The sequence below is a fragment of the Sphingopyxis macrogoltabida genome, assembly GCF_001314325.1.
Taxonomy (GTDB): Bacteria; Pseudomonadota; Alphaproteobacteria; order Sphingomonadales; family Sphingomonadaceae; genus Sphingopyxis; species Sphingopyxis macrogoltabida.
The window spans coordinates 3,321,243-3,344,706 of record NZ_CP009429.1 but is presented as its reverse complement, the minus strand read 5'-3'; the positions used below and the strand labels follow the sequence as shown (position 1 = coordinate 3,344,706).

Annotated in this window: 17 protein-coding genes; 8 read left to right on the top strand and 9 right to left on the bottom strand. The window is 66.7% G+C overall.

The genetic code is table 11. From position 1 onward, the window contains the following. Positions 1 to 91 precede the first annotated feature (91 nt). Together LH19_RS16445 and LH19_RS16440 are read right to left on the bottom strand one after the other, a co-directional pair. The gene (locus tag LH19_RS16445; protein WP_145923494.1) at positions 92 to 1,864 is read right to left on the bottom strand and encodes a tetratricopeptide repeat protein; all 1,773 of its coding nucleotides are present in this window, start codon (positions 1,862 to 1,864) and stop codon (positions 92 to 94) included. A 200-nt stretch (positions 1,865 to 2,064) separates the two neighbouring features. Continuing rightward, positions 2,065 to 2,643 (bottom strand): TetR/AcrR family transcriptional regulator, encoded by a 579-nt coding sequence (locus LH19_RS16440; protein ID WP_054730321.1) that lies wholly within the window; start codon positions 2,641 to 2,643, stop codon positions 2,065 to 2,067. Between the two features lie 137 nt (positions 2,644 to 2,780). Here LH19_RS16440 and LH19_RS16435 point away from each other — a divergent pair, with 137 nt between their 5' ends. The 3 genes from LH19_RS16435 (at position 2,781) to LH19_RS16425 (ending at position 8,253) form a co-directional block, all read left to right on the top strand. Then, complete coding sequence (locus tag LH19_RS16435) at positions 2,781 to 4,958, top strand: TonB-dependent receptor (RefSeq protein ID WP_054730318.1); 2,178 nt, start codon at positions 2,781 to 2,783, stop codon at positions 4,956 to 4,958. A 38-nt stretch (positions 4,959 to 4,996) separates the two neighbouring features. After that, positions 4,997 to 6,106: an amidohydrolase family protein gene (locus LH19_RS16430; RefSeq protein WP_054730316.1), complete on the top strand. Its 1,110-nt coding sequence runs from the start codon at positions 4,997 to 4,999 to the stop codon at positions 6,104 to 6,106. Positions 6,107 to 6,219: 113 nt separating this feature from the next. Next, positions 6,220 to 8,253, top strand: a complete 2,034-nt coding sequence (locus LH19_RS16425) for a TonB-dependent receptor plug domain-containing protein (protein WP_145923493.1) — start codon at positions 6,220 to 6,222, stop codon at positions 8,251 to 8,253. A gap of 9 nt (positions 8,254 to 8,262) precedes the next feature. Here the strand turns inward: LH19_RS16425 and LH19_RS16420 are convergent, their stop codons facing one another. The 7 genes from LH19_RS16420 to pdxR form a co-directional block, all read right to left on the bottom strand. Next, positions 8,263 to 9,465, bottom strand: a complete 1,203-nt coding sequence (locus LH19_RS16420) for a carbohydrate porin (protein ID WP_054730311.1) — start codon at positions 9,463 to 9,465, stop codon at positions 8,263 to 8,265. Next, positions 9,465 to 10,769 carry a putative porin gene (locus LH19_RS16415; protein ID WP_062912977.1) on the bottom strand — a complete coding sequence of 435 codons (1,305 nt, stop codon included), beginning with the start codon at positions 10,767 to 10,769 and terminating at the stop codon, positions 9,465 to 9,467. Before LH19_RS16415 ends, LH19_RS16420 begins: the two co-directional genes overlap by 1 nt. A gap of 2 nt (positions 10,770 to 10,771) precedes the next feature. Then, complete coding sequence (locus LH19_RS16410) at positions 10,772 to 11,863, bottom strand: PepSY-associated TM helix domain-containing protein (RefSeq protein ID WP_062912976.1); 1,092 nt, start codon at positions 11,861 to 11,863, stop codon at positions 10,772 to 10,774. Positions 11,864 to 12,013: 150 nt separating this feature from the next. Then, entirely contained in the window at positions 12,014 to 14,188 is a 2,175-nt protein-coding gene (locus LH19_RS16405; RefSeq protein WP_054730306.1) for a TonB-dependent receptor, read from the bottom strand. Positions 14,189 to 14,353: 165 nt separating this feature from the next. Further along, positions 14,354 to 16,060, bottom strand: a complete 1,707-nt coding sequence (locus tag LH19_RS16400; RefSeq protein ID WP_234715951.1) for an amidohydrolase — start codon at positions 16,058 to 16,060, stop codon at positions 14,354 to 14,356. Further along, complete coding sequence (locus tag LH19_RS16395; protein ID WP_054730304.1) at positions 16,018 to 16,515, bottom strand: hypothetical protein; 498 nt, start codon at positions 16,513 to 16,515, stop codon at positions 16,018 to 16,020. Before LH19_RS16395 ends, LH19_RS16400 begins: the two co-directional genes overlap by 43 nt. A 94-nt stretch (positions 16,516 to 16,609) precedes the next feature. Further along, on the bottom strand, positions 16,610 to 18,070 hold the full coding sequence (pdxR, locus tag LH19_RS16390) for a MocR-like pyridoxine biosynthesis transcription factor PdxR (RefSeq protein ID WP_054730302.1): 1,461 nt from the start codon (positions 18,068 to 18,070) through the stop codon (positions 16,610 to 16,612). A 211-nt stretch (positions 18,071 to 18,281) separates the two neighbouring features. Between pdxR and LH19_RS16385 the strand changes: the two genes are divergently transcribed. From LH19_RS16385 to LH19_RS16365, 5 genes are all read left to right on the top strand, one after another. Beyond that, the gene (locus tag LH19_RS16385; protein WP_054730300.1) at positions 18,282 to 18,884 is read left to right on the top strand and encodes an FMN-binding negative transcriptional regulator; all 603 of its coding nucleotides are present in this window, start codon (positions 18,282 to 18,284) and stop codon (positions 18,882 to 18,884) included. Next, entirely contained in the window at positions 18,881 to 20,269 is a 1,389-nt protein-coding gene (locus LH19_RS16380; protein ID WP_054730297.1) for an amidohydrolase family protein, read from the top strand. The genes LH19_RS16385 and LH19_RS16380 overlap by 4 nt, the downstream gene beginning before the upstream one ends. Beyond that, positions 20,266 to 21,540: an amidohydrolase family protein gene (locus LH19_RS16375; protein ID WP_234715950.1), complete on the top strand. Its 1,275-nt coding sequence runs from the start codon at positions 20,266 to 20,268 to the stop codon at positions 21,538 to 21,540. Before LH19_RS16380 ends, LH19_RS16375 begins: the two co-directional genes overlap by 4 nt. Next, complete coding sequence (proC, locus tag LH19_RS16370; RefSeq protein WP_054730294.1) at positions 21,540 to 22,316, top strand: pyrroline-5-carboxylate reductase; 777 nt, start codon at positions 21,540 to 21,542, stop codon at positions 22,314 to 22,316. The genes LH19_RS16375 and proC overlap by 1 nt, the downstream gene beginning before the upstream one ends. Positions 22,317 to 22,395: 79 nt before the next feature. Then, positions 22,396 to 23,445 (top strand): YncE family protein, encoded by a 1,050-nt coding sequence (locus LH19_RS16365; protein ID WP_054730275.1) that lies wholly within the window; start codon positions 22,396 to 22,398, stop codon positions 23,443 to 23,445. Positions 23,446 to 23,464: the final 19 nt, after the last annotated feature.

Genomic DNA, 23,464 nt, shown 5'->3' with positions numbered 1-23,464 from the left:
GGCGGGTTTACACTACTCTGGGTCCCCGCTTTCGCGGGGATGACAAAAGTTGGAAACGTCCGCTTCCCACCCCAAAGCCGACGGCCCAACGCTACAGCCGGTCCATCCGCAGCCAGCGGGTGTTGCCCAGCCAGGCCTTCGACAGGGCCCGGTTTGCGGCAGCTGCTTCCAGCTTCTTGCCTTGCGCCGCTTCGCTCTGCCCCAGCCCGTAGAGCGCCCAGCCATTGTTGGGCGCCTGCGTCAACGCGGCGCGGAAGGCGTCGCTCGCTTCGGAATAACGCTTTGCCTCGAACAAGGCGGCGCCGAGCGATTGCTGCACGGGATAATACCAGTAGGTCGGTTCCTGATAAGGAAGGCGGGTCTCGATCTCGACCGCCTGCCGATAGAAGCCGATCGCTTCGTCGTGGCGGCCGAGCGCCGACGCGAAGCGGCCTTGCGCTGCGCTTTCGGCCAGCATGACGAGATCGACAGCGGGCATGCCCTGATCGACCAGGCCTTGAAGCGCGCCGGATGCCCGGAGGCCAGCCATCGCGGCGATTTCGCGGTCGAACCCGTTGCGGTCGCGAAGCCCCGTATAGGCGATGGCGCGGGCATAATGCCGCATCGCCGTCGGATAACCGAGGCGGGCATCAGGTTCCGGCATCGCCAATATCGCCTTCGGCGTGGCGAATTGGGCCATGGCGAAATAGGGCGCGGCGTCGATCGCCTGAATCCAGCCGATCTGCGCCGAGGTCTCGGGATCTAGCAGGGTCCGCAGCCGCTTCGCCTCGCGGATCGCGGTGTTCATATCGCCCGCCATTTGCGCCGAGGTTACGATGAAATGGACATTGTGCGGGTAATAGCCGTAGCGCACGAGGCCCTGGTCACCCGCGCGGCGGATATAGGCCTCGTCGGCCCGCGCGGCGGCGACATTGACGCGGATCGAATCCGCATGGCGGCCGCGTAGCTGGTAGATATGACCGGGCATATGCACCAGATGCGCGGCGCTGGGCGCGTCGGGGCGCGCGAGCCGGTCGGCGGCGGCTTCGGCGCGCGCGGGATCGCGCGATTCCATCAGGTGAATATAGAGATGGTTCGCCTGGACATGCGCCGGATTGCGGCCGAGGACGGTTTCTATGAGGCGCACCGCCTCGCCGCTGCGGCCCACCGGCGTCAGCTTGTCGGTCATCCAGTAATTCCAGGGACTGGTATCCATTGCGGCCTCCGCCGCCAGCACCGCGACGTCGTCATCGGCGGGAAACCGGCGCGCGACGTCGAGCATCGCATCGGCATAGGCGGCGTCGAGCGCGGCGCGATCGCTCGCCGGATCGCGCGAATAGCGATGGGCGACGGCTTCGATCAGCGCTCGTTCCAGCGACGTCGCCGTGTCGCGGAGCGCCATCGCCCGGTCCATCGCCGCCAGCGCCGCGTCGCGGTCGCGCTCGTCCATCGGCGCGTTGATGTTGGGGCCGAGCGCCACCGCTTCGCCCCACCAGCACATCGCGCAGCCTGGATCGAGGCGCTGCGCGGTACGGAAGGAGCGCACCGCGCCGGCATGGTTGAAGCCATAGGTCATCAGCAGGCCCTGGCTGAAATAGCCGCGTGCCTGTCCGTTCGCGGTCGAAACGGGGAAGGGCGATTTCGCGAGATCGGCGAAGAGCGGGATGGGCCGGCCCTCGCTGGCGGGCGCTGCGAAGGCGGCCGCCACGAGCAGATTTTGCGCGAGCGACGAGCCGGCACGCCGCGCGCCGCAGACGAAGCCGGCGAGGCGGCTCGGGTCGAGCGCTTCGAGCGTCGCAATCGGAAAGGCAGGCAAGGCGCTGTCGCCCGCGGCGAAGAGGCCGATGCCGACAAGAACAGCGATACGGCTAGGTCGATGTATCATAATCCTGCCCTCCCCAAGGCGAACCAGAAACAACCGCACGACATTATCACGGAAGGAAGCGATTCCCAACTTCGATCGGGCAATGACCGCGGTTGCCGGTGCCCACCCTCCGCCGGCGGGCTGGAGTTGCTGGGACGCTTCCGTCGCGGTCGATCGATGGCTGCGCCGGCGTGCTTGCGATAGCGGCTGTTCCGCCGCTGCTATGGCCGCGTTATGAGTTGGTCCAGCCCGGCAGATATTTCGGGCAAATATTGGTCGAGCGGCCGGTCGGTCGCCAGCGCCATCCATAACATGCCGTCGACATGTGCGCAGATCGCCGCTGCGGTCTGGCCCGCGTCCATGCGGAGCGCGATGATCCCCTCGCGGACCAGGCGCTGGATCCATCCCGTCAGATCGACGATCTGCCCGTTCAGAAATCCCCGCATGATGTCGTGCAATTCGCCCGGATTGATGCACGCTGCGCGCAGGTGGATGCGCGCGCGGGTCACGATCGTCGCATCGAGGCCAGGGCGCGCGTCGAAGTCCAGCATCCGCTGCTTGAGTTCATCCCACGTCGCCGGCGGGGCGCGGTCCGGCGCCAGTTCGAAACGCAGGCATTGAGTGACCAGGTCTTCCTTATTCTTGAAGTGAACGTAGAGCGCGCCGGCGCTCAGCCCGGCTTCCTTCCAGATATCGGCCATCGAGGTGCCCTCGACTCCCTTGCGCGCAATGCAGGCGATCGCCGCCAGAATGATGCGCTCGCGCTGGGAGTTCATATGGCCGGGGTCGCGCTTGGGCATGGCTCACCTTCAAAAAAACGATTGATCATTCTTCTATTTAGCCGGCGGGCCGGCATCAACCCTTGACAGCCAAAATTTCTTATGAAAAACGAATGTTCATTCTTTTATAATGATGATGGTTTCAGGGGGAGGAAAAAATGTCGAAGTGGCTGTGGTTTTCGTGCTGCGCGGCGGGCGCACTGGTTCCGCAAATGGCCTTGGCGCAGGCCGATGCGGGCGAAACCGATCCGAACGATATCGTCGTCACCGCGCAAAAACGGTCCGAACGCCTGCTCGATACCCCGCAGTCGGTGACCGCGCTGACGGGCGACGATCTCGCCAAGCTCGGCGCGACCCAATTTTCGGATTTTGCCGCGTCGGTGCCGGGGCTGCAGTTCACGACGCAGGGTCCGGGCAAATCGTCGGTCAGCCTGCGCGGCGTCACGACCGGCGCCGACGTGATCCAGACGGTCGGCATCTATGTCGACGAAGTCCCTTATGGCTCGACCTCGGCCTTTGCCCGCGGCGCGCAGCTCGCGCTCGACGTCGGGCTGTTCGATCTCGACCGGGTCGAGGTGCTGCGCGGGCCGCAGGGCACGCTCTATGGCGCGAGTTCGATGGGCGGGGTGCTCAAATATGTGACGAGCAAGCCGGTGCTCGGTGGCTTCGAGGGGCGCGTGCAGGCCGGGGTGTCGGACACGCGCTACGGCGGTACCAACTATAATGGCGCCGCGGTGGTCAACGTGCCACTGGCGATCGACAAGGCGGCGCTGCGCGCGAGCGCATTTTATTCGCGCGGCGGCGGCTATATCGACAATCTCGAGACCGGCGAAAAGGATGTCGACCGCGGCAAGGTCTATGGCGGGCGTCTCGATCTGCTGCTCGAGCCGGTCGACGATCTGTCGATCCGGCTGACCGGTTTCGCGCAGAATGTCCGCCGTGAGGGTGCGCTCTATGCGCATTATACGCGCGCCGGCGATCCGGTCGATGGACCGCTCGACCAGCGGCATCCGCTGGCCGAACCGTTCCGGTCGAATTTCCGTCTGATCAGCGGGCAGGTCGATTATGATTTCGGCGCCGCGGCGCTGACCTCGATCACCAGCTACCAGACCGGCCGGGCCGAATATGTCCTCGATGCCTCGGGACTCTACCCGGCGCTGCTTGCGCCTTTCGTGCCGGGCATTGCCGCGGCGCCGGTCTCGTTCGACCTGCGCACGAAGAAGTTCACGCAGGAAATCCGCCTGGCGTCGGCGCCGGGGACGCTCGAATGGCTGATCGGCGCCTTTTACACGCGTGAGAAGAGCGCCAATTTTCAGGCCGTCGATGCGCTCGACGCCAATCTCGACCTGCTGCCGGGGGTCGATGTCGCGCATGTGTCGCTACCCAGCATCTACCGCGAATATGCCTTTTTCGGCAATCTGACCTGGCACCTCACCGACAAGTTCGACGTCACCGGCGGCCTCCGCTACGCGCGTAACGACCAGCGGTACGAACAAAAGGCGTCGGGGCTGCTGATCGGGTCGGCGCCGGCGGTCGAGTCGGGCGCCGGGGTGGTGACCTATCTTGCCAATGCGCGCTATCGTTTCAGCCGCCAGGTCACCGCTTATGCCCGCTTTGCGACCGGCTACCGCGCGGGCGGGCCGAACTTCGTCGCGCGCGATCCCGACACCGGCGAACTGCTGGCGCCGCTCAGTTTCAAGTCCGACGCGCTCGACAGCTACGAGCTCGGCCTGAAAGCCGAAACCGCCGACCGCAGTTTCGGCGCCGATGCGTCGATCTTCCTGATCGACTGGAAGGACATCCAGCTCCCGACCGCGGCGGGCGGGGTTTCGGTGCTGACCAATGCCGGCAATGCGCGGATCAAGGGCGCCGAGTTGACGCTGACCGCACGGCCGGATCGGGGCACGACGATCACCGGCGCCTTCACCTATAACGACGGTTATGTCACCGGCGACACCCCCGCGGTCGGCGCGCGGAAAGGGGAGCGGTTGCCGAACGTTCCGCACTTCACCGCATCGATCAACGCCGACCATGTCGAAACCGCGAGCGCGCTGCGGCCGAGCATCGGGGCGAGCCTGCGCTATGTTGCCGACCGGACGTCCAGTTTCGACCTGAACGGCGGCTTCCCCCAATATGCGATACCCGATTATGTCACCGTCGACCTGCGCGCCGGCTTCAGCGCCGGCCCCGTTGATGCCCAGCTCTTCGTGCGCAACCTCTTCGACGTGCGCGGACAGCTCAGCGCCGAAACGAGCCTGTCCATTCTCGACGGGCCGGCGCAGGTCACCATCCTCCAGCCGCGGACGATCGGGCTCAGCCTGTCGTCGCGTTTCTGAGGATCAATGAGAAATTTGCGAGATAAGGATAAGAAAATATGAGCATAATCGGATATCGCGCTGCGCGGCCTGTCATCGCGGCCATTGCGCATGCCATGCTGATTGCGGTTGCTCTATGCTGGACCGCGCCCGCCGCCGCGCAGGCGGAGGGCGCCGATCCGGTGCCACTCGCCGACCATCATATGCATATCCAGAGCCCGCTGATTTCCGCGTGGTTGGGCGAAATGCAAAAGGCGATGCCCACCGTGTTCGACGGTATCTCGGACGATCTGTACGCCACGCGCAGCGGCGCCGATGCGGTGCGCGAGCTCGACCGCGCCGGCATCCCGAAAGGGGTCCTGCTCTCGATGGGTTATATGTTCGGCTTTCCCGCCGTTCCGCTCGAGCCGGAAGAAAGGGCGCGGCGGATGCGGGCGGAAAACCGTTTCAACGTCGACGCGGCGCTCGCCTCGCACGATCGTCTCGTCGCCTTCGTCGGGATCAATCCGTTTCAGCCCAATGCACTGGATGAACTCGGCTATTGGTCGCGCCAGCCGGGGGCGTGGGGCGTCAAGCTCCACCTCGGGAACAGCGGTTTCGATCCGGGCAACCGGGCGCAGGTCCGCAAGCTCGGCGCCTTCGTCGCGGCGGCGAACAGGGCGCATATGCCGCTCGTCATTCATCTGCGCGGCGCGGCGCCGTTCACGGTCGCCAACATCGCGACCTTCATCGACAAGGTGTTGTCGCGCGCAGGCGACCTGCCGGTGCAGATCGCGCACGGCGGCGGTTATGGCGGCATCGACCAGCCGACGCTCGACGCGCTGGACCTCTATGGAAAGGCGATTGCGCGCAAGGCGCCGGGGACGAAAAATCTCGTGCTCGATCTTTCGGCAGTCGCGCAATTCGACCCCAGCAAGGCGCCGATAAAAGATCCGTCCGAAACGCGCAGCTTCGACGAAATGCGCGCCGCTTATGTCGCCGGGATGCGCAAGATCGGCCTTGACCGCTTCGTCCTCGCCAGCGACTGGCCGGCGCTCGAGCCGCCCGCCGAATATTTCGCGATCGAGCGGACGGCCTTGCCCGTCACCGACGCCGAATGGCGGCAACTCTGCGGCAACCTTGCCCCCTATCTGCGCGCCGGTTGGGTGAGCGGATCGCGAGCGCGATGATGTACCGGCGAAGCTGACATCAACCTGACATCGTCCGCGGGCCTCCCGTCAGCGGCATCGCTGCATAGAGCGCGCAGCGGAGGACGGTCCTCCCGACGAACGGGGAACCGCCGGTGCGCCTTCATCATGTCTCCTTTACCCTGGGCGTCCTGCTCGCGGCGCCCGCCATGGCGTTTCCCGCGGCCGCGCAGGATATGGCGAGCGAAGGCCGCACGGCCTATACGCCCGAATATTTCGCGCGCGTTCAGCCGACGACGGCTTTCGACATGCTGGCGATTTTGCCGGGCTTCCGGCTCGTCGAAGGCAACACCGACGTTCGCGGCTATTCGGGCGCAGCCGGCAATATCCTGATCGACGGCCAGCGGCCGGCGGGCAAGGCGGAAACGCTCGAAGACATGCTGAAGCGCATTCCGGCGGCGCGCGTCGCGCGCATCGAACTCGTCCGCGCCGGGACGCCGGGGATCGACATGCAGGGCTTCGCGCTGCTCGCGAATGTCGTGCTGCGCTCCGACAGCCGTCTTGCGGGCAGGATCGAGGCCGAGAACGCCCTGTTCCGCCACGGGTATAGCGCGCCCCGCGGATCGGTGCAGGTCGATCTCGACCGTGGCGGCCATGTCCTCAACCTGTTCGGCGCCGTCTATCGGACGATCGACGACGAACATGGCTTCGGCACCCGCGACCGCTTCGCGGCGGATGGCACGCCATTGCGGCTGGCGGACTATGCGCAGCCCGAAGGCGAGACGGTGGTCGAGACGAGCGCCGGCTATCGCACGCCGCTGTTCGGCGGCACGCTGCGCCTCAACGGCCTGTTCAAGGATGTGCGGATGTTCGCCGATATTGGCTATGACATTCGCTTTCCCGAACCCGAAACGATCACCGGTAGCGAGCGCAACCACACGCGGACCTGGGAAGCCGGGCTGCGATACGAACGCACCCTCGGCGCGGCCGACGATATCGAACTGGTCGCCAACCATCGCGCCGAACGCGAAACCGGGATCGACCGCGAAATCGCGGGCGCTTCGAACGACCTGTCGGACGAGCGTGCGACGAGCAGCGAATCGATCCTGCGCGCGGCGTGGCGGCATCATCGCGGCGCGCTGGCGCTCGAAGTCGGCGGCGAAGGGGCGATCAATATTCTCGACAGCCGCAACCTGCTGTTCGAGGATGACGTCGCGGTGCCGCTCCCCAATGCGCAGGTGCGCGTCGAGGAGCATCGCGGCGAATTCTTCGCCAATTCGAGCTGGACGCTCGGCCCGCGCCTGACCGCGGAGGCCGGCATCCGCTACGAAATCTCGCGCCTCACGCAGAAGGGCGACAGCGATCTTGCCAAATCGCTGGCGTTCGTCAAACCGCGCGCGCGGCTGAACTGGTCGCCGGGCCCGCATGACGAAATCCGGCTGCTCGTCGAACGCGAGGTCGGGCAGCTCGATTTCGACGATTTCGTCGGCGCGGCGTCGCTCAACGCGGGGACGATCAGCGCCGGCAACCGCGACCTCGAGCCCGAGACGCTGTGGCGCGCCGAGGCCGCCTATGAACATCGTTTCGGCGCCGGCTCGATCGTGCTGACCGCGCGCCGCGAATGGATATCCGATCTGGTCGACCAGCTGCCGATCTTTGCCGACGGGGCGATCTATGACGGGGTCGGCAATATCGGCAGCGCGCGCCGCGACGAGCTGGAAGCATCGCTCAAACTGCCGCTCGACGCGGCGGGGTTGAAGGGAGTCCTTGTCACCGCCGATGCGACGGCGCGGCGGAGCCGCGCGACCGATCCGTCGACCGGCGAACGGCGGCGCATCTCGAAAGATGTCCCGATCGAGGCGAAGATCAGCCTCACGCACGACCTCCCCGCCTGGCACTTGCGGTGGGGCGGCAGTTTTGTCGTCGCCGAAGAGGAGCGCAGCTTCAAGATCGAGGAGATCGAGACCGAGCGGCTCGGCGGGCGGCTCGATCTGTTCGTCGAATATAAACCCGACGCGCGCTGGACGATCCGCCTTTTCGGCCGCAACCTGACCGACAGCGCCGCAGTACGGACGCGCGACATCTATACCGGCATTCGCGGCGACAGCGCCTTCCGCTATCGCGAAGTCCGCACGCTGCGCAGCGGCCGCTATGCGGGGATCAATATCCAGCGCAGCTTCGGCGGCTGAGCCGCGGGATCAGAACCCGATCGGGCTGAAGCTTGTCTCGGCGCGCAGGCCGATGACCAAGGCATCGGGGATTGTCGGATCGGCCGACGGACGCCGGATATAGTGGAGGCTCGGCTGGAGCGTCAGCCACGATGTCAGCGGCGCACGATAAGTCGCCTCGATCGCGATTTCCGAGGCGCTGGCACCGGTCGCCGCGCGATAGCTGTCCGATGTGAAGGCTGCGGCGACGGCGAGGCCGAATTCATCTTCCTCGCGGCCGGGGATCCAGCCGGCGAACTTGATCCCGCCGCTGGCAAAGCCGTCGAACATGTTGAACCGGCCCTTTGCCGTGCCGACCCGTGCGAACAGATCGGCGCGGCGTTCGCCCTGCACGACGATCGGCATCTCGCCGCGCAAATAGGTGCCGCTATTGCCTTTCGCCGCGGCGCCGCCGTCGTTCGGTTCGAACGACGCCGTATATTGCCAGTGCCCGAGCAGCAGCTTGCCGCCCTTCAGCGGCGCTTGCACCTCGCCGACCAGCAACGCGCCGTCGCCATTCCCGAGCTTGATCGCGGTCCGTCGCGGACGGTCGGGATCGCCGGGCACGCCGTCGAGCACCGCGGCGCGCACCGCCCAGCCGTCGGCCGGTTCGACCTGAAAGCGGGCGGCGAGCGAGGTGCTTGGAAAGATCGACGGGCCATTCCGGCCGCTTTGCGCGAAGTCGGTCCCGATCCCGTGCGGGCTGCTGACGAACAGCCCCGCGGCGTCGAGCGAGTCGAACTCCGAATTGAGGTCGTAGAGACCCGCCTTCACCGACACGCGCTCGCCGATCTTCTGGTCGATCCATGCCTCGTAGAGCCGCAGCGCCGAAACCCCGGTCTCGATATTGCTCACCCCATGGGTGTCGCCCGCCAGCGCGCCGATCGAGCGGCCGTTGTTGTAGAGGCCGTAGAGATGGAGCTGGGCGCCCGTCCAGCCGGCGAGCTTTTCCAGATCGGCCTCGAACACGATGTCGAGATTGTCGAGATAGCGCGCGCCCTTGCGCACACCGCCCGATACATTGCCCATCACTTCGCCGGTATAGGTCAGTTGCAGCAGGATCGGGCCGTGGTCTTCGTCGATCTCGCCGCCGGCATGGGTGTGGCCGTGGGGTGCGTGGCCGCCGGCATGCGGGGCAGGGGCGTCCCCCGCCGGCGCGCCGGAGAAAGCGAGTGCGAGCGCCGGGGTCAGCATCAGAAGCTGACCATGAAGGCGAGGCGGATGCGGTCGAGCCACTCGCGCGGCGGCAGCGCGCCGGCATAGGCCGGGTCGAGCGGCCGGTAATGATACCAGAGCAGATCGAGCTGCAGATGCGGTGCCGGGACATAGCCGATGCCGACCCCGTGCAGCTTGTAGTTGGTCGACAGGTCGATATTGTCGTGGCTGAACGCGGCGAGGACCGAGTCCACCTGAACTTCCGAATAATTATAGGCGATGCGCCAGTCGCCGGGCTTCGCGGTCCGCCCCGCCGCCAGTTCGAGGTTGAATGCGGTATCGCCGGCGACCGCGGCGCCGAGGTTCTTCACATAGTCGGCGGTGAACGCCAGCGGCCAGCGTTCGGAGAGGCCCGACCAGCCAAGCGTGCCGATGCCCTCGATCAGGTGGAAGTCGGAGAGGTAGCGGCCTCCCGAAATGAGGTTGCCACGGAAATCCCCTGCATCGGCGCCCGCCACCGAGCCGAGGCGGTAATGATAATAGCTGCCGGTCAGCCCGGCCTTCAGCGTCGCGCCGAGCGGAGCGGAAAGCGCGAGCTGACCGCCGAGCATGTCGCTGTCGCGTGCCACTGCGGCTTCATCGATGACGAACCAGATGCCGCGGGCATCGACACGCGCGCCGCCGAGGCGGGCGCCATAGCTGACCCCGACGCCCTGCGGCGAGACGTCGCCGTCCCACAGCATGTCGGTACGCTGGAAGATCTGCGGGAATTTCCCGGCATAGGCGGTGAGGCCGCCATTGGTGTAGCGCACCCACGCCTGATCGAGCGAGACCGCAAAGTCATCGACGAAATTGCCCAGCGTCACGTCGGTCGAATTGGGGTCGTCGGGATCGCCCGTCGCGATTTGGGTGCCGACCGCGAAATGATCGTCGATCTTGTAGGTGGCGCGGAGGCGGGCGCGGACGGCGCTGCGCGACCGGTCGCGCGCGGTGCCGTAATTCCATTCCTGCCGCACGCGCATGTCGCCGCTGACGTCGAGGCCCGCGATGCCGAACTCGCCGCCCGGTGCCGGTGCAGCGCTTGCAAGTTGCGGCGCCGCGGCGGGCGTGCTCGCCGCAACGGGCGCTGCCGCGACCGGCGGCGCGACCTGAGGGGCAGGGGCGGGGGTGCCGACCTGTTCGAGCATCTGCGATTGCCGCGCGACAAGGCTTTCGAGCTGCTCGATCCGCTGTTGCTGTTCGGCGAGCTTGCGTTCGAGCGCGCCGAGCCGGTCTTCCTGCGCCTGGGCCGCAGGCGCGATCGACAGCGCCGTAGCGGCGAGGAGGAGAGCGCGGATTTTCATGATCAATTCTTCCTTGTCGCCGGCTTGCGGCGCTTGAACCAAAGCAGCAGGCCGGCGACGATCATCGTCACCAGCCACAGGCCGATCGCGACCGAGAGGAGCCGTCCGATCAGCCCGCCCGCCTCGCCGGTATGGATGGGGAACAGCGCGCTCATGAAGGCGCGGGCGGGTTCGGCTTCGGCGATCGGAAATACCCCCCGGACGGCGCCGTCATTGGCATCGACGAGGACGATGCTGCCGCCATAGGCGCGGCGGATTTCGCCGGGCGCGAGAACGCGTATGCGATAGGTGGCGTCGTCGGCTTCGGGCCAGGCGACCTGGGTCAGGCTGCTGCCGGGGATCGCCCCGAGCGCCGCGCCGGCCGCCGCTGCGAAGCCGACCGGAGCGCCGGTCTGCGGATTGGCGGCCATGGCGACGCTTTCGGCGCCGAGCGCGGTGCCGACGCCGTCTTCGAATTTCAGCATCGTGCCGGTCGCGGCGATGACGAGCGCCGGAACGACCGCCCACAGGCCGACCGCGCGGTGCCAGGAATAGAGCCGCGCCGCCGCCGGACCGCGTCGCGCCGGGATGAGCGCGGTGCGCCACGTCCCGCGCCGCGGCCATGCGGCGACGAGGCCGAGGACGAGGTTGGAGCAAAGCAGCAGGCCGCTGATCGACACGATCCAGCTCCCCCATGCGCCGAGCAGGTCGTGGTGGAAGCCGACGAGGAAGTCGATCAGCGTCGTCTCGTCCGGCTTCGGCACGTCGATCACCGTCCCGTCGCCGGCGATGCGGACCTTGCCGCCATCGCCGCCCGCTTCGTCGAAATAGACGGTGTAGCGGTCGGGCAACCCGGCGGTTGTCCAGATCGTCGTCACCGTCCTGTCGCCGCCGGCGGGTGCGATCGCATCGAGGCGGCGCTCGATCGCGGGGAGGTCGGTCTTGCGGTGGATATCGCTCAGCGCCGCGTCGCCGATCTCCCAGTGAAAGACGATCAGGATGCCGGTGAGCGCCTGGAGCAGCCAGAACAGGGCGGCGCCAAGACTGAGCCATCGGTGCGCCGTCAATATCTGCCGGCGAAGCGGCGGTCGCGTCGTGCGGGATGTTTCGGTCATCTTCTCTTGTTGCCGCGCGGGCGCGGTCCAAAAAACATCCACTTTTCGGTATATCGATGGGTCCAAGTGTCCTTGTGCCGATCAATGTTGCCGGGCAAAGAAAAAGCCCGGCCGTCGCCGGCCGGGCTTTCGGGCGTCTTTGCTGTCGGCTCAGAATTCGATCGAGGCCGATGCCTTGAAGGTGCGCGGGCCGCCCTGCAGCAGCCGGGTGCCGAAGGCGCTGAAGACGTTATAGGCCGAGGCCCAGTAGCGCTTGTCAGCGACGTTATCGACGTTGAAGCGCAGCGTCAGCGGGGTTTCGCCGATCAGCGCGACATAGCGCGCGCCGAGATCGAAGCGGGTCCAGCTATCGAGTTCGAGCGTGTTCGTCGCATTCGCTGCCTGCTTGCCGGTATAGACCACGCGGCCGACCAGCGTCAGTTCGGGCAGGAACGGCAGGTCCCATTCGACGTTGGCGTTGGCGAGCACTTCGGGCACGCCGATCGCGTCATTGCCCTGATTGATGCCGCCTTCGGTGCGGCGCAGCTTGGCGTCGTTGATGGTCAGGCCGGTGATGATGCGCAGGCCGTCGACCGGTTCACCGTCGAGCGTGATCTCGATGCCGCGGTTCCGCTGCACGCCGTAATTGCCATAGATCAGCGTGACCGGGTCGACGAAGCTGTTCGGCTTGTCGATCCGGAACAGCGCGAGACCCGCGTTGAAGCGGCCGAAGTTCAGCTTGCCGCCGACTTCATATTGCGTCGACTTGACCGGCGGCAGCACGGCGCCGGCATTGACGACCGGGAGAAAGCCGCCCTGGCCGTCGTCGATCGTCGGCGGCGCGATAGTGCCCGCCAGCAGACCCTCGATCCGGTTGCCATAGATCGACAGACCCTCGACGGGCTTGACGACGAGGCCGACGACCGGGGTTATCGCCGATTCCTTGTAGCCGCCGGTGCGCGAGCCGTCGGCGTAAGAATAGGATGTCGTCTTGATCTCCTGCAGGCGCAGCCCTCCGGTGATCAGGATGCGGTCGTCCCACAGCCCGAGCGTGTCCGAGAAAAAGGCGCTCGACACGCGGGTGCGGCCGATCGGGAACACATTGTCGAGGTCGCCGCCGACGAACTGGTTGGGGATGGGCCGCGGTGCGACGACGGGATCGTAGAGGTTGGTCGCGTAGCCGATGAAATCGAAATCATAGGCGTTGCGATTGACCTGCCAGCTTACCGCGACGCCGGCGTTGACCTCGTGGCTCATGCCGCCGCCTTCCAGCTTGATGCGGATGCCGGCGGTGGCCGATTCGTTATTATCCTCGCGCGGGACGTAGGATCCGGCGCCGGTGGCGGCACCGGTCACCGCATCGAGCACGGTGATGCTGGCGGTCGTCTGATCCTCGCGCCCGTCGCGGGCGCCGACCTTGGCATAGACCATCGCCTCGCTGGACAGGTCATATTCGATGCTGAAGGCGCCGAAGAAGTCCTTGGTCAGGATCTGGCTCCACGGCTGCGAATAGTTGGTGTCGGCATCGGGCACGCGCGGGATGACCGCGCCGATACCCACCTGGCCGCGCCAATAGGACTGGTTGAGCCGCTGGTAATTGAGATTGAGCGAGCTGCGCAGCGGGCCGTTGTTATAATCGAGCGTGGCGCCGAGGACATAGCTCGAGTGAAATTCGTCGTTGATCGCGATGTCGCCGCGGCGCGCCGATCCGTTGACGCGGAGGCCCCATTCGCCGTTGGCGCCAAATCGGCGGGCAACGTCGACCGCGCCCGAGAAATGCGCGGCGGACGTGTAACCGAGCGTCGCGCGGGTCATGTCGCGCTCGGCCGTTTTGGGGATCAGGTTGACGCTGCCGCCGATGCCGCTGCCGCCGGGCGCGGCGCCGTTCAGAAAGGCGCTCGCGCCGTTGATCACCTGCACCGACGAGAAAAGTTCGGGCGCGACGAGCTGGCGCGGCGTGATGCCGTAGAGACCGTCGAAGCCGACATCGCTGGCATCCAGTTCGAAACCGCGGATAACGAAGACTTCACCGGCGATGCCGAAGCCCAGCGTGGTGCGGACCGTCGGGTCGTTTTCCAGCACTTCGCCGAGCGTGTCAGGCTGCTGGTTGAGGATCAGCGCCTCGTTGTAGCTGCGGATATTGAAGGGAATATCTTCGGCGGCCTTGGTGCCGAAGACACCGACATTGCCGCCGCCGGTCACCTTGGTCTGGTTGTTGCGCTGCGCGGTGACGACGATGCTTTCGCTGTCCGCCGCATCCTGCCCGAAAGCCGGCCCGGCAACCGCCAGCGTAGCGCCCAGCGTCAGGAGGCTGGTCCCCCGAACGATGCCCCGAATTGCAACCATGATATTTCCCCCGAAATGGTGTCCGAATTCCCGTCCGATCGAGCGAGGCGGTTGCCAAGCCCATAATCGGAACCGTAACATGTTTGACCCGGTTGGGCCGTAAAACATCCAATTTGCGTAGCGACTGGGGACCAAGGCGGGTCCAGTTTTCGGCCTGCGACGGGACTATCCGAACCGGACAATCCCGCCGACGACCGTTTTCAATACCTTGGCCTTTACAAGCAAATGCGAATCGATAGCAAATAGATCGCTATCCCAGACCACAAAGTCGGCGAGAAAGCCAGCCGCGATCAGGCCGAGTCTGGTTTCGTTGAACCCGGCGAAGGCGCCTTCCTGCGTGTAGCAGTGCATCGCCTGCGCGAGAGTGACCCGCTGTTCAGGGTGCCAGCCTTGCGGATTCTGGCCGTCGAGCGTTTCGCGATTGACCGCGGCGTCGAGCCCGGTGAGCGGATCGATCGGCGCGACCGGCCAGTCCGAGCCCATGCAGACATGGGCGCCCGAGCCGACGAGCGACCCATAGGCAAAGCTGGTTTTCAGCCGTTCCTCGCCGATGCGTCGCACCGCCCAGCGGCCGTCGTCGATGGCATGATAGGGCTGCACCGACGCGATGATGCCCTGTTCCCTGAAACGGCCGATCGCATGCGGTTTCATATGCTGCACATGTTCGATGCGGAAACGACGGTCGCGCGGGCCATTGGCCTTCGCCACCGCCGCCATCGTGTCGAGCACGATATCGTTCGCCTCGTCGCCGATCGCGTGCGCCGTCACCTGCAACCCGGCCTTGTCGGCGCCTTCGATCCAGCGGCGGAGATCGGCGGGGTCGGTGACGACGATGCCGCGCGTCGTCGGATCGTCGCTATAGGGTTCGTAGAAGCGCGCCGTTCGCGATCCCAGCGAACCGTCGAACACCACCTTGCACGCCCCCCATTGCACCCAGTCGTCACCGCGCCCCTGTTCCGCGATGAGTGCGACCTGCGCCTCCCAATCCTTGAGCGGCAGATAATGGCGGAAGCGCAGTCCCGTCTCGCCGAGCGCGCGCAGCCGCCGGGTGGAATCGAAGCTGATCGTTTCGAGCTCGGTCGGATGGACCTGCGTCACGCCCTTGCTCAGCGCAAGTTCGATACCCTTGCGCGTCGCGGCGTCGATCTGCGTTTCGGAAGGCGCGCCGATCGCGCGGACCACCAGATCCTTCGCGGCGTCCTTGACGATGCCGGTCGGTTCGCCCTTGGCGTCGCGTTCGATCACGCCGCCCGGCACGTCGGGCGTGTTGCGGTCGATCCCGGCCAGCTTCAGCGCGAGCGAATTGAGCAGCAGCATGTGGAGGTCGTAACGGATGACCGCGACAGGCGTGTCGGGCGTAACCGCGTCGATCCAGTCCTTGTGCGGCATCTCGCCGCCCCAGCGGTCCTGATCCCAGTTGCCGCCCTCCAGCCACTGCCCCTTGGGCAGCGCCTTTGCCGCCGCTGCTATACGCGCGACGAACTCCTGCGGATTGGCGGCGTCGCGCAGCGAAGGCTGCGACAGCATCGTCGATGCGGTCACGAAATGGACGTGCGGGTCGATGAAGCCCGGCGTGACGAACGCGCCGGCAAGGTCGACGATTTGCGTGCGCTTGCCGGTCCGCGCGCGTACCGCGTCGGCGCCGATCGCGGCGATCCGGTCGCCGATGACGCCGATTGCATCGGTGCGCGCCGTGGGGCCCGCCCCCGTCCACACTGTCGCGTTGATATAGGCGGCGTCGAGGTCGCCCTCGGCGTGGGCGAAGGCGCGCGTAGCGGCCGCCGCAGCGGTGCCGCCGGCGAGGGCGAGGAGCGTGCGGCGGCCGAGCATCACTTGCCCGCCGGCTTGCGCGGCGGGTTCGCGGCGCGCCATGTGTCGAGCCTTGCGAGCCAGGCGGCCGCCGACAGTGGGCCATAGGTCTTTGAATCGGTGTGCTCGGCGACCAGTGCGCGGATGTTGACGAAATAGGCGGGGCCGCTCGGCAGGCCGAGTTCCTTGCTTTTCCGTTCCATCGCCGCCGCCTGTTCGGGGGTCGGTTCGATGCCGGTCACCGGCTTGAACAGGATGACGTCGAAGTCGGCGCCATTTTCATGAAAGAAGAGCTGCGTCGGCGGGAAGCCGCCGGCGGCGGCGACTTCGTCCGCGAGCGCGAGTTCGCGGATGAACTGTTCCTGCTTGCCCGGCGCCAGCTTGAAGATTTCGAACCACGCTTCGGGCCAGGGCGCGTCGGCGGCGGGCGGAGGCGCGGCGGGGGCGGGCGTCTGTTGCGCGCCGGCGGAGAACGGCAGGGCCGCTGCGGCGATCGTCAAGGCGAATGCGTATTTCATGATATCTCCCTCCTGAACCGGCCACACGATCCGCTTCCGGGATGGATCGCAAAACATCCAATAAGCGGGAGAGGGAGGGGGCCAGTCGGAAGGACTATCCCGCCGCCTTGCGAAGCGCCGACAGGGCAGTGCGCGCTTCGTGCGCGTTGAGACTGGCGAAACCGATGCGCAGGCCGCGCGGCGCATCTTCGGTCGTCATGAAAGACCGCGACGAGGCAAAGCGAAGCCCCATCGCCGCGGCGCGTTCTTCCATCTTGTCGAGATCGGTGTTGACCTTGAGCCAGAAGGCAAGGCCGCCGTCGGGCAGGCGATATTCGGCGATGTCGCCTAACGTGCGGTCGATTTCGGCCGCGAAATTGGCGCGCCTCTTGGCGTAGATCTGGAGCACTTTGCGGCCGTGGCGGCGGAGTTCGCCGCTTTCGATCAGCTCGGCGGCGGCATCCTCGGTCAGCGCATTGCCCATGCCGTCGGTCAGCGACACGCGGTGCGCAATGGCCTCGACGACGGCGGGCGGCGCGGCGACATAGCCGATGCGCAGTGCGGGCAGGAGGAGCTTCGACATCGATCCCACATAGAGGACATGGCCGGGACCATAGGCCGCGAGCGGCAGCAACGGCTGCGATTCGAAGTGGAACTCGTGATCATAATCATCCTCGATGATCGCAAAGCCGAACTGGCGGGCGAGGTCGAGGAGGCGCAGACGGCGTTCGGGGCGCAGCGACACCGTGGTCGGAAACTGGTGGTGCGGGGTCACGAAGACCGCGCGCACCGCATTGCGCCGGCAGGCATGTTCGACCGCGTCGATGTCGATGCCGTCCTCGTCGAGTCCCACCGGCACGATATTGGCGCCGAGCGCGCGGAACGCGGCGACCGCGGGTTCGTAGGTCAGTTTCTCGACAATCACCGAATCGCCGCGCCCGAGCAGGACCTGCGCCGCAAGAAATATGCCGTTCTGGCTGCCGCGCGTGATGCAGATATTTTCCGCGCTGACCGGCAGGCCGCGCTGGCTCCGCAGCATCGCGGCGATGGCTTCGCGTAGCGCCGGCGAGCCGCGCGGATCGCGATACTGGAAACCATTGTCGCGCGACGCGCGGAGCGCCGCCAGCCGGTAGGCGCGCGCCAGCAGCTCGACGGGAAAGAGGCGGCCGTCGGGAGCGCCCTCGTCGACCTTGAGCCCCGGCCCGCCCGGCACTGCGAGCGGCCGTTCGGGCGGCGTGGCAAAGCGATAGTCGATGACGGCGCTGCTCATCGTCGCTTCGGCCTCGCCATGATGGCGGATGACCGGGTCGGGAAGCGAAGCGGCGACCATCGTGCCACGGGTGCCCGCCGAATCGAGCCACCCCTGCGCGATCAGATCCTCATAGGCGATCACCACCGTCTTGCGATTGACCCCGAGCGTCTGCGCCAGTTCGCGGCTGCTCGGCAGATAGGTGCCCGACGCCAGCCGGCCGCGTTCGATATCGCGGATCACCGCCTGAATGATCTGCATATAGATGGGGACGTCGCGCGACGGATCGATCCGTTCGCCCAGGCTCACTTGTAAGGGACGCAGCATTGGACCTGCCTCGCGGGTAAATTTTCGTGAACGAAGGGGCCAATCCTATCGCGATATTTTCCAGACTGCAACCTGCACTGGTCCCCCGCACTTTTCGTTTTTGGTGCTTGCCGGAGTGCCAAGGCTGGGGAACAATCAGCGTATCGGTGCCGGGACCGGTGTGCCCGCAGGCGGGTGACGATTTTCGGTTTCGCATGATTTTTCAGGGGGTATGGTGGGGCTCTTCGACACATTCGACAATGCCGACGTTCGCGCGCTGGTGGAGCAATATCCGCTCGCCTGGGTGTGTGGCGGGCCGGCAGGCGCGGTCGAGGCAAGCCTGCTGCCGCTGGTCGGTGTCTTCGATGCGGACGGCCGGCTCGTCGAGCTGGTCGGTCACCTGATGCGCTCCAATCCGCTTTTGACGGCGCTTGAGGCCGACCCGCGCGCGACGATCCTGTTCAAGGGACCCGACGCCTATGTCAGCCCCGAACATGCCGGGCTCAAAAATTGGGGTCCGACCTGGAATTATGCGCAGCTCAGGATCGGCGCGGAGGTCCGCTTCGATGCCGAGCTCACCGAATGGTCGCTCGAACTGCTCGTCGCCGCCATGGAATCGGCGCGTGCCGAGCCGTGGGACGTTGGTGAACTCGGCGAGCGATATGGCGCGATGCTGGGCCATATCATCGGTTTCCGGGCCTCGGTGACCTCGCTGTCGGGCAAGTTCAAGCTGGGGCAGGACGAAAAGCCGGAAACATTCGCGTCGATCGTGACGACGCTGCCCGACGCACCGACGACGGCATGGATGCGGCGGTTCAACAAGGGGCGGGAATGATGAGGATGCGGCAGCTCGGTCTCTCGGTCATGGTGGGCGCATTGCTGTTCGCAGCGCCGGCAGACGCACAGCGATCGGCGCCGCTCCCCTGGCAGGAAGATCCGTATCCGAGCCGCTATCAGGCCCCGGTGGCCAGCGACATGCTGCTCCGCGGCGCAACCATCCTCGATGGCGCCGGGGGGCGCATCGACGGCGGCGACGTGCTGGTTCGCGGGGGCAAGGTCGCGGCGGTCGGCAAGCGACTGGCGAACCCCGGCGTGCCCGAGGTCGATGCCACCGGCCGCTGGATCACGCCCGGGGTGATCGACGTGCACAGCCATGACGGGACTTATGTCCTGCCGCTGACCGAAATCGACCGCGAAGCCTCCGACGTCGCCGAAGTCGCGACGCCGAACAGCGCCGACACGTGGATCGAGACGGCGGTGAATGCGCAGGACATGGCGTTCGATCGGGCGCTGGCCAGCGGGGTGACGACGCTCCAGATCCTCCCCGGATCGACGCCGATCTTCGCAGGCCATTCGGTCGTCGTGAAGCCGGTCCGCGCGCCGACCGTGTGGGGGATGAAGGCGGCCGGCGGCGTCCAGGGCTTCAAGATGGCGTGCGGCGAGAATCCGAAGAGTTGGGGCGCCGACGACGACAATGAAGGGCCGACGAGCCGGCAGGGGGTCATCGCCTATATGCGGCAGCAATTCGCCGACGCGCAGCGCTACAAGCGCGCGGTCGAGCAGGCGCGCGCCGGCGCCGGAGCGATGCCGCCGCGCGATTTCAAGCTCGAGACGCTGGCGGGCATCCTTGCGGGCGACGTCCGCGTCAATCTCCATTGCTATCGCGCCGGCGATATCGCGGCGTCGCTGGGTGTCGCGAAGGAATTCGGTTTCCGCATCGGTGCGATCCACCATGCGACCGAAGCATACAAGATTCCCGGCCTGCTGCGCGAAGCGGGCACCTGCGCGGCGGTATGGGCCGACTGGTGGGGGTTTAAGGTCGAGGCGCAGGATGCGATCCGCGCCGAGGCGCCGCTGCTCGAACAGGCGGGGGTGTGCGTGATGATGCATTCGGACTCGCCCGCCGACGGCCAGCGGCTCAACATCGCCGCAGCAAAGGCCGCCGCTGCCGGGCGCCGCATCGGCGTCGATATCCCGCCCGAACGGATGATCAAATGGACGACCGGCAACCCTGCGAAGCTGCTCGGGCTCGACAAGCAGGTCGGCACGATCGCGCCGGGATTGCAGGCCGATCTGGTCGTCTGGTCGGGCGATCCGTTCAGCATCTACACCCACGCCGATCTCGTGTTGATCGGCGGCGCGGTGGCGTGGGATCGCGCGAAGCCGCCGGCGGGGCCGGTTTCGGATTTCGAACTCGGACGCGGGGGAGTACGGCCGTGAAGACGCTCGCCAGCCTGATCGCGCTCGCCATCGCCATGCCCGCCGCGGCGCAGACGCTCGCCGTCACCCATGCCGAGGCGTGGACGATGGAAGGCGATGCGCCGGTGAAGGACGCGACGATCGTCATCGAGAACGGCCGTATCGTATCGGTCGCGGCGGGCGGCGTGGCACCGGCAGACGCGCGCGTCATCGATGCGCGCGGCAAGCCGGTGACCCCCGGGCTCGTCAACGGCGCGACCCAGATCGGCCTCGTCGAGATTGCGGGCTCATCCGATACCGTCGACACGAGTTCGGCCGACGACCGCAATCCGGGCTATGACGTCAGCCGCGCGCTCAACGGCAATTCGACGCTGGTCAGCCTGGCGCGCGCCGACGGTCTGACGCGCGCGCTCGTCTATCCGTCGCCGTCGCGGCGCGCGCCGTTCAACGGCGAACCCGCCTTCGCGCGGCTGCGCGACGGCGTCGATATCCTCGATGTCGCCAATGTCGGGGTCTATACCGTGATCGGTGGTGGCGCATGGGACCGGATCGGGTCGCGCGCCGCGCAGTGGGACAGTCTTCGCAACGCCCTCACCGAGGCGAAACGCAAAGCCGATGGTCCCCCCGCCGCCGAGGGCAAGAAGGATCGCAAGCGCCCATCGCCGCCGCCGCACGGCGGGCCCGGCGGACGTCATGGCGGCGAGGAACTGCTGGCGGCGGTTTTGCGCGGCGAGGTGCCGCTGGCGATCCAGACGCATCGCGAGTCCGACATCCGTCAGGCGGCGTCGCTCGCCGCCGACTTCGGTATCCGCGTCATTATCGTCGGCGGGGCAGAGGCCTGGCGCGTCGCCGACCAACTCGCTGCGGCCAAGGTGGCGGTGATCGTCGACCCGCAGGTCAACCTGCCGTTCAATTTCGACCAGCTCGGCGCGCGGCAGGATAATGCGGCGCTGCTCGCCAAGGCGGGCGTCATGGTCGCGGTGGGACAGGCCGGCGGCGTCATTCATACCAATTACAATGCCGGCATGGGGTTGCGCGAGGGGGCGGGGATCGCGGTCGCCAACGGCCTCCCTTATGCCGAGGCGTTGAAGGCCGTCACCGTCAACCCGCTCGCCATCTGGGGTCGCGGCGGCGGCACGCTGACGCCGGGCGCCGACGCCGATCTGGTGATCTGGGACGGCGACCCGCTCGAGCCCTCGACCAACGCGCTCTCGGTGATCGTCGAGGGTCGCGAGACGGCGATCCGGTCGCGGCAGGACCAACTCGCCGAGCGCTATCGGGAGGTTCGCTGATGACGGTGCTCCTGATCGGTTGCGGGCGCATGGGCGGCGCGATGGCGCGCGGCTGGGTCGGCAGTCGCCGCGTGCTCGTCCACGATCCGCTCGCCGCCGAGGTGCCCGATGGGGTCGAGCGCGCCGCATCGCTCGCCGATATCGTGGTCGACGGACCGCTGTCGGTCGTTCTTGCGATCAAGCCGCAGGCATTCGATGCGGTCGCCGACGCGCTGCGGCCGCTCGCCGAGCGCGGCGCGCTTTTTCTCTCGATCATGGCGGGGATCACACTTCAGCGGCTGGAAACGGCGCTCGGCACTGGCCGCGTCGTGCGAGCGATGCCGAACACGCCGGCCGCGATCGGCAGGGGAATCAGCGCGGCCGTACCGGGACCCGATTTGCGGGTCGAAGATCGGGGGGCGATCGATAGCTTGCTCGCGCCTGCGGGCGCGGTCGTCTGGCTCGACGAGGAAGCGCTCATCGATGCCGTGACCGCCGTGTCGGGCAGCGGCCCCGCCTATTTCTTCCGTTTCACCGAAGCGCTCGCGGCCGCCGGAGCAGCGGCGGGCTTGCCGACGCCGCTCGCGATGGAATTTGCGCGCGCCACTTTCACCGGTGCGGCGGCGCTCGCCGAAGCCGACGGGTCTTCGCTCGCGGCACTGCGCGAACAGGTGACGAGCCCCGGCGGCACGACGGCGGCGGGACTGGCGCAGATGAATGCGGATGGCTCGGTCGATCTGCTGCTGCGTGCTGTCGTCGACGCGGCGGCGGCGCGGTCGCGCGAACTTGCCGGCTGAAAAACGGCCGGGTGATGGCCGGACCGACCAGCGCGGTCTGCTCTGTCTTGAGTGATTTCTGGAAAATGGAGGCTTTCCGATGAAACCGGTTCTTTCTGTTTTTGCTGCTGCGCTGCTCGTCGCCGCACCGGGCTTTGCGCAGGAGGCCGGGCCGGAGCTTCCCTATGCGATGACCGGCAGCGTTACCTTGCCCAGCACCGACACCGGTTGGGATTATGTGAAGTTCGAACCGGGCAGCGCGCGCCTGTTCATGGGGCGGTTGGGCGATGGGTTGACCGTTTACGACGTCGATCGCGGACAGCCGATCAAGACGATGGAAAATTCGCGCGGCGCCAACGGTCCGGTGCTGCTCCCGCAATATAACCGCGGCTATGTCGCGATGGACGATGGCTCGCTGTTGAGCTTCGACCTCAAGACGCTGACGGTCATCGCGCGCACCAAGCTCGCGAGCGACGGCGGGCTCAACAGCGGTTCGCTCGACCCCGCGACGGGCCGCCTGCACGTCATCACCGGCACCCGGCCGAGCGAAGCGACCTGGTTCAGCATCGATGCCGCAACCGGCAAGCTGCTCGCGACGACGCGTTTCCCGTTCCGCAAGATGGACGATCCGGCGGCGGACGGCAAAGGGCACCTCTATGCGCCGGCGCGCCTCGACGGCATCGTGCTCAGGCTCGACTCGCGCACCCTCAAGGAGCAGGCGCGCTGGGACGTCGGCTGCAACGTGTCGAAGATGAAATATCTCGCCGCGACCGACCGCCTGCTCGGTGCTTGCACCGGCGACAAGCCCGCCGTTTTTCTGATGGATCCCGCGAGCGGCAAAATCCTGTCGCGGGTGACGATCGGCAAGGGGCTCGACGCGCTTGCCTATGACGAGGAACGCGAACGGATCGTCAGCAGCAATTACGAAGGATCGATGACCGTGATCCAGCGCGAAGGGCCGGACAGCCTGCGCCTCGTCGCGACGGTCCGCACCGCCTATGGCGCGCGGATGATGGACATGGATCACCGCACCGGGCGGCTCTATCTCGTCAACGCGGATTCGACCGATTTCCCCGGCAAGGGCGATGAAGAAGAGGTGACGCGCTATCATCCGGACAGCTTCCGGGTGGAAACGTGGCAGCCCAACTGAGGTGGGGAGGGGAGGCGTT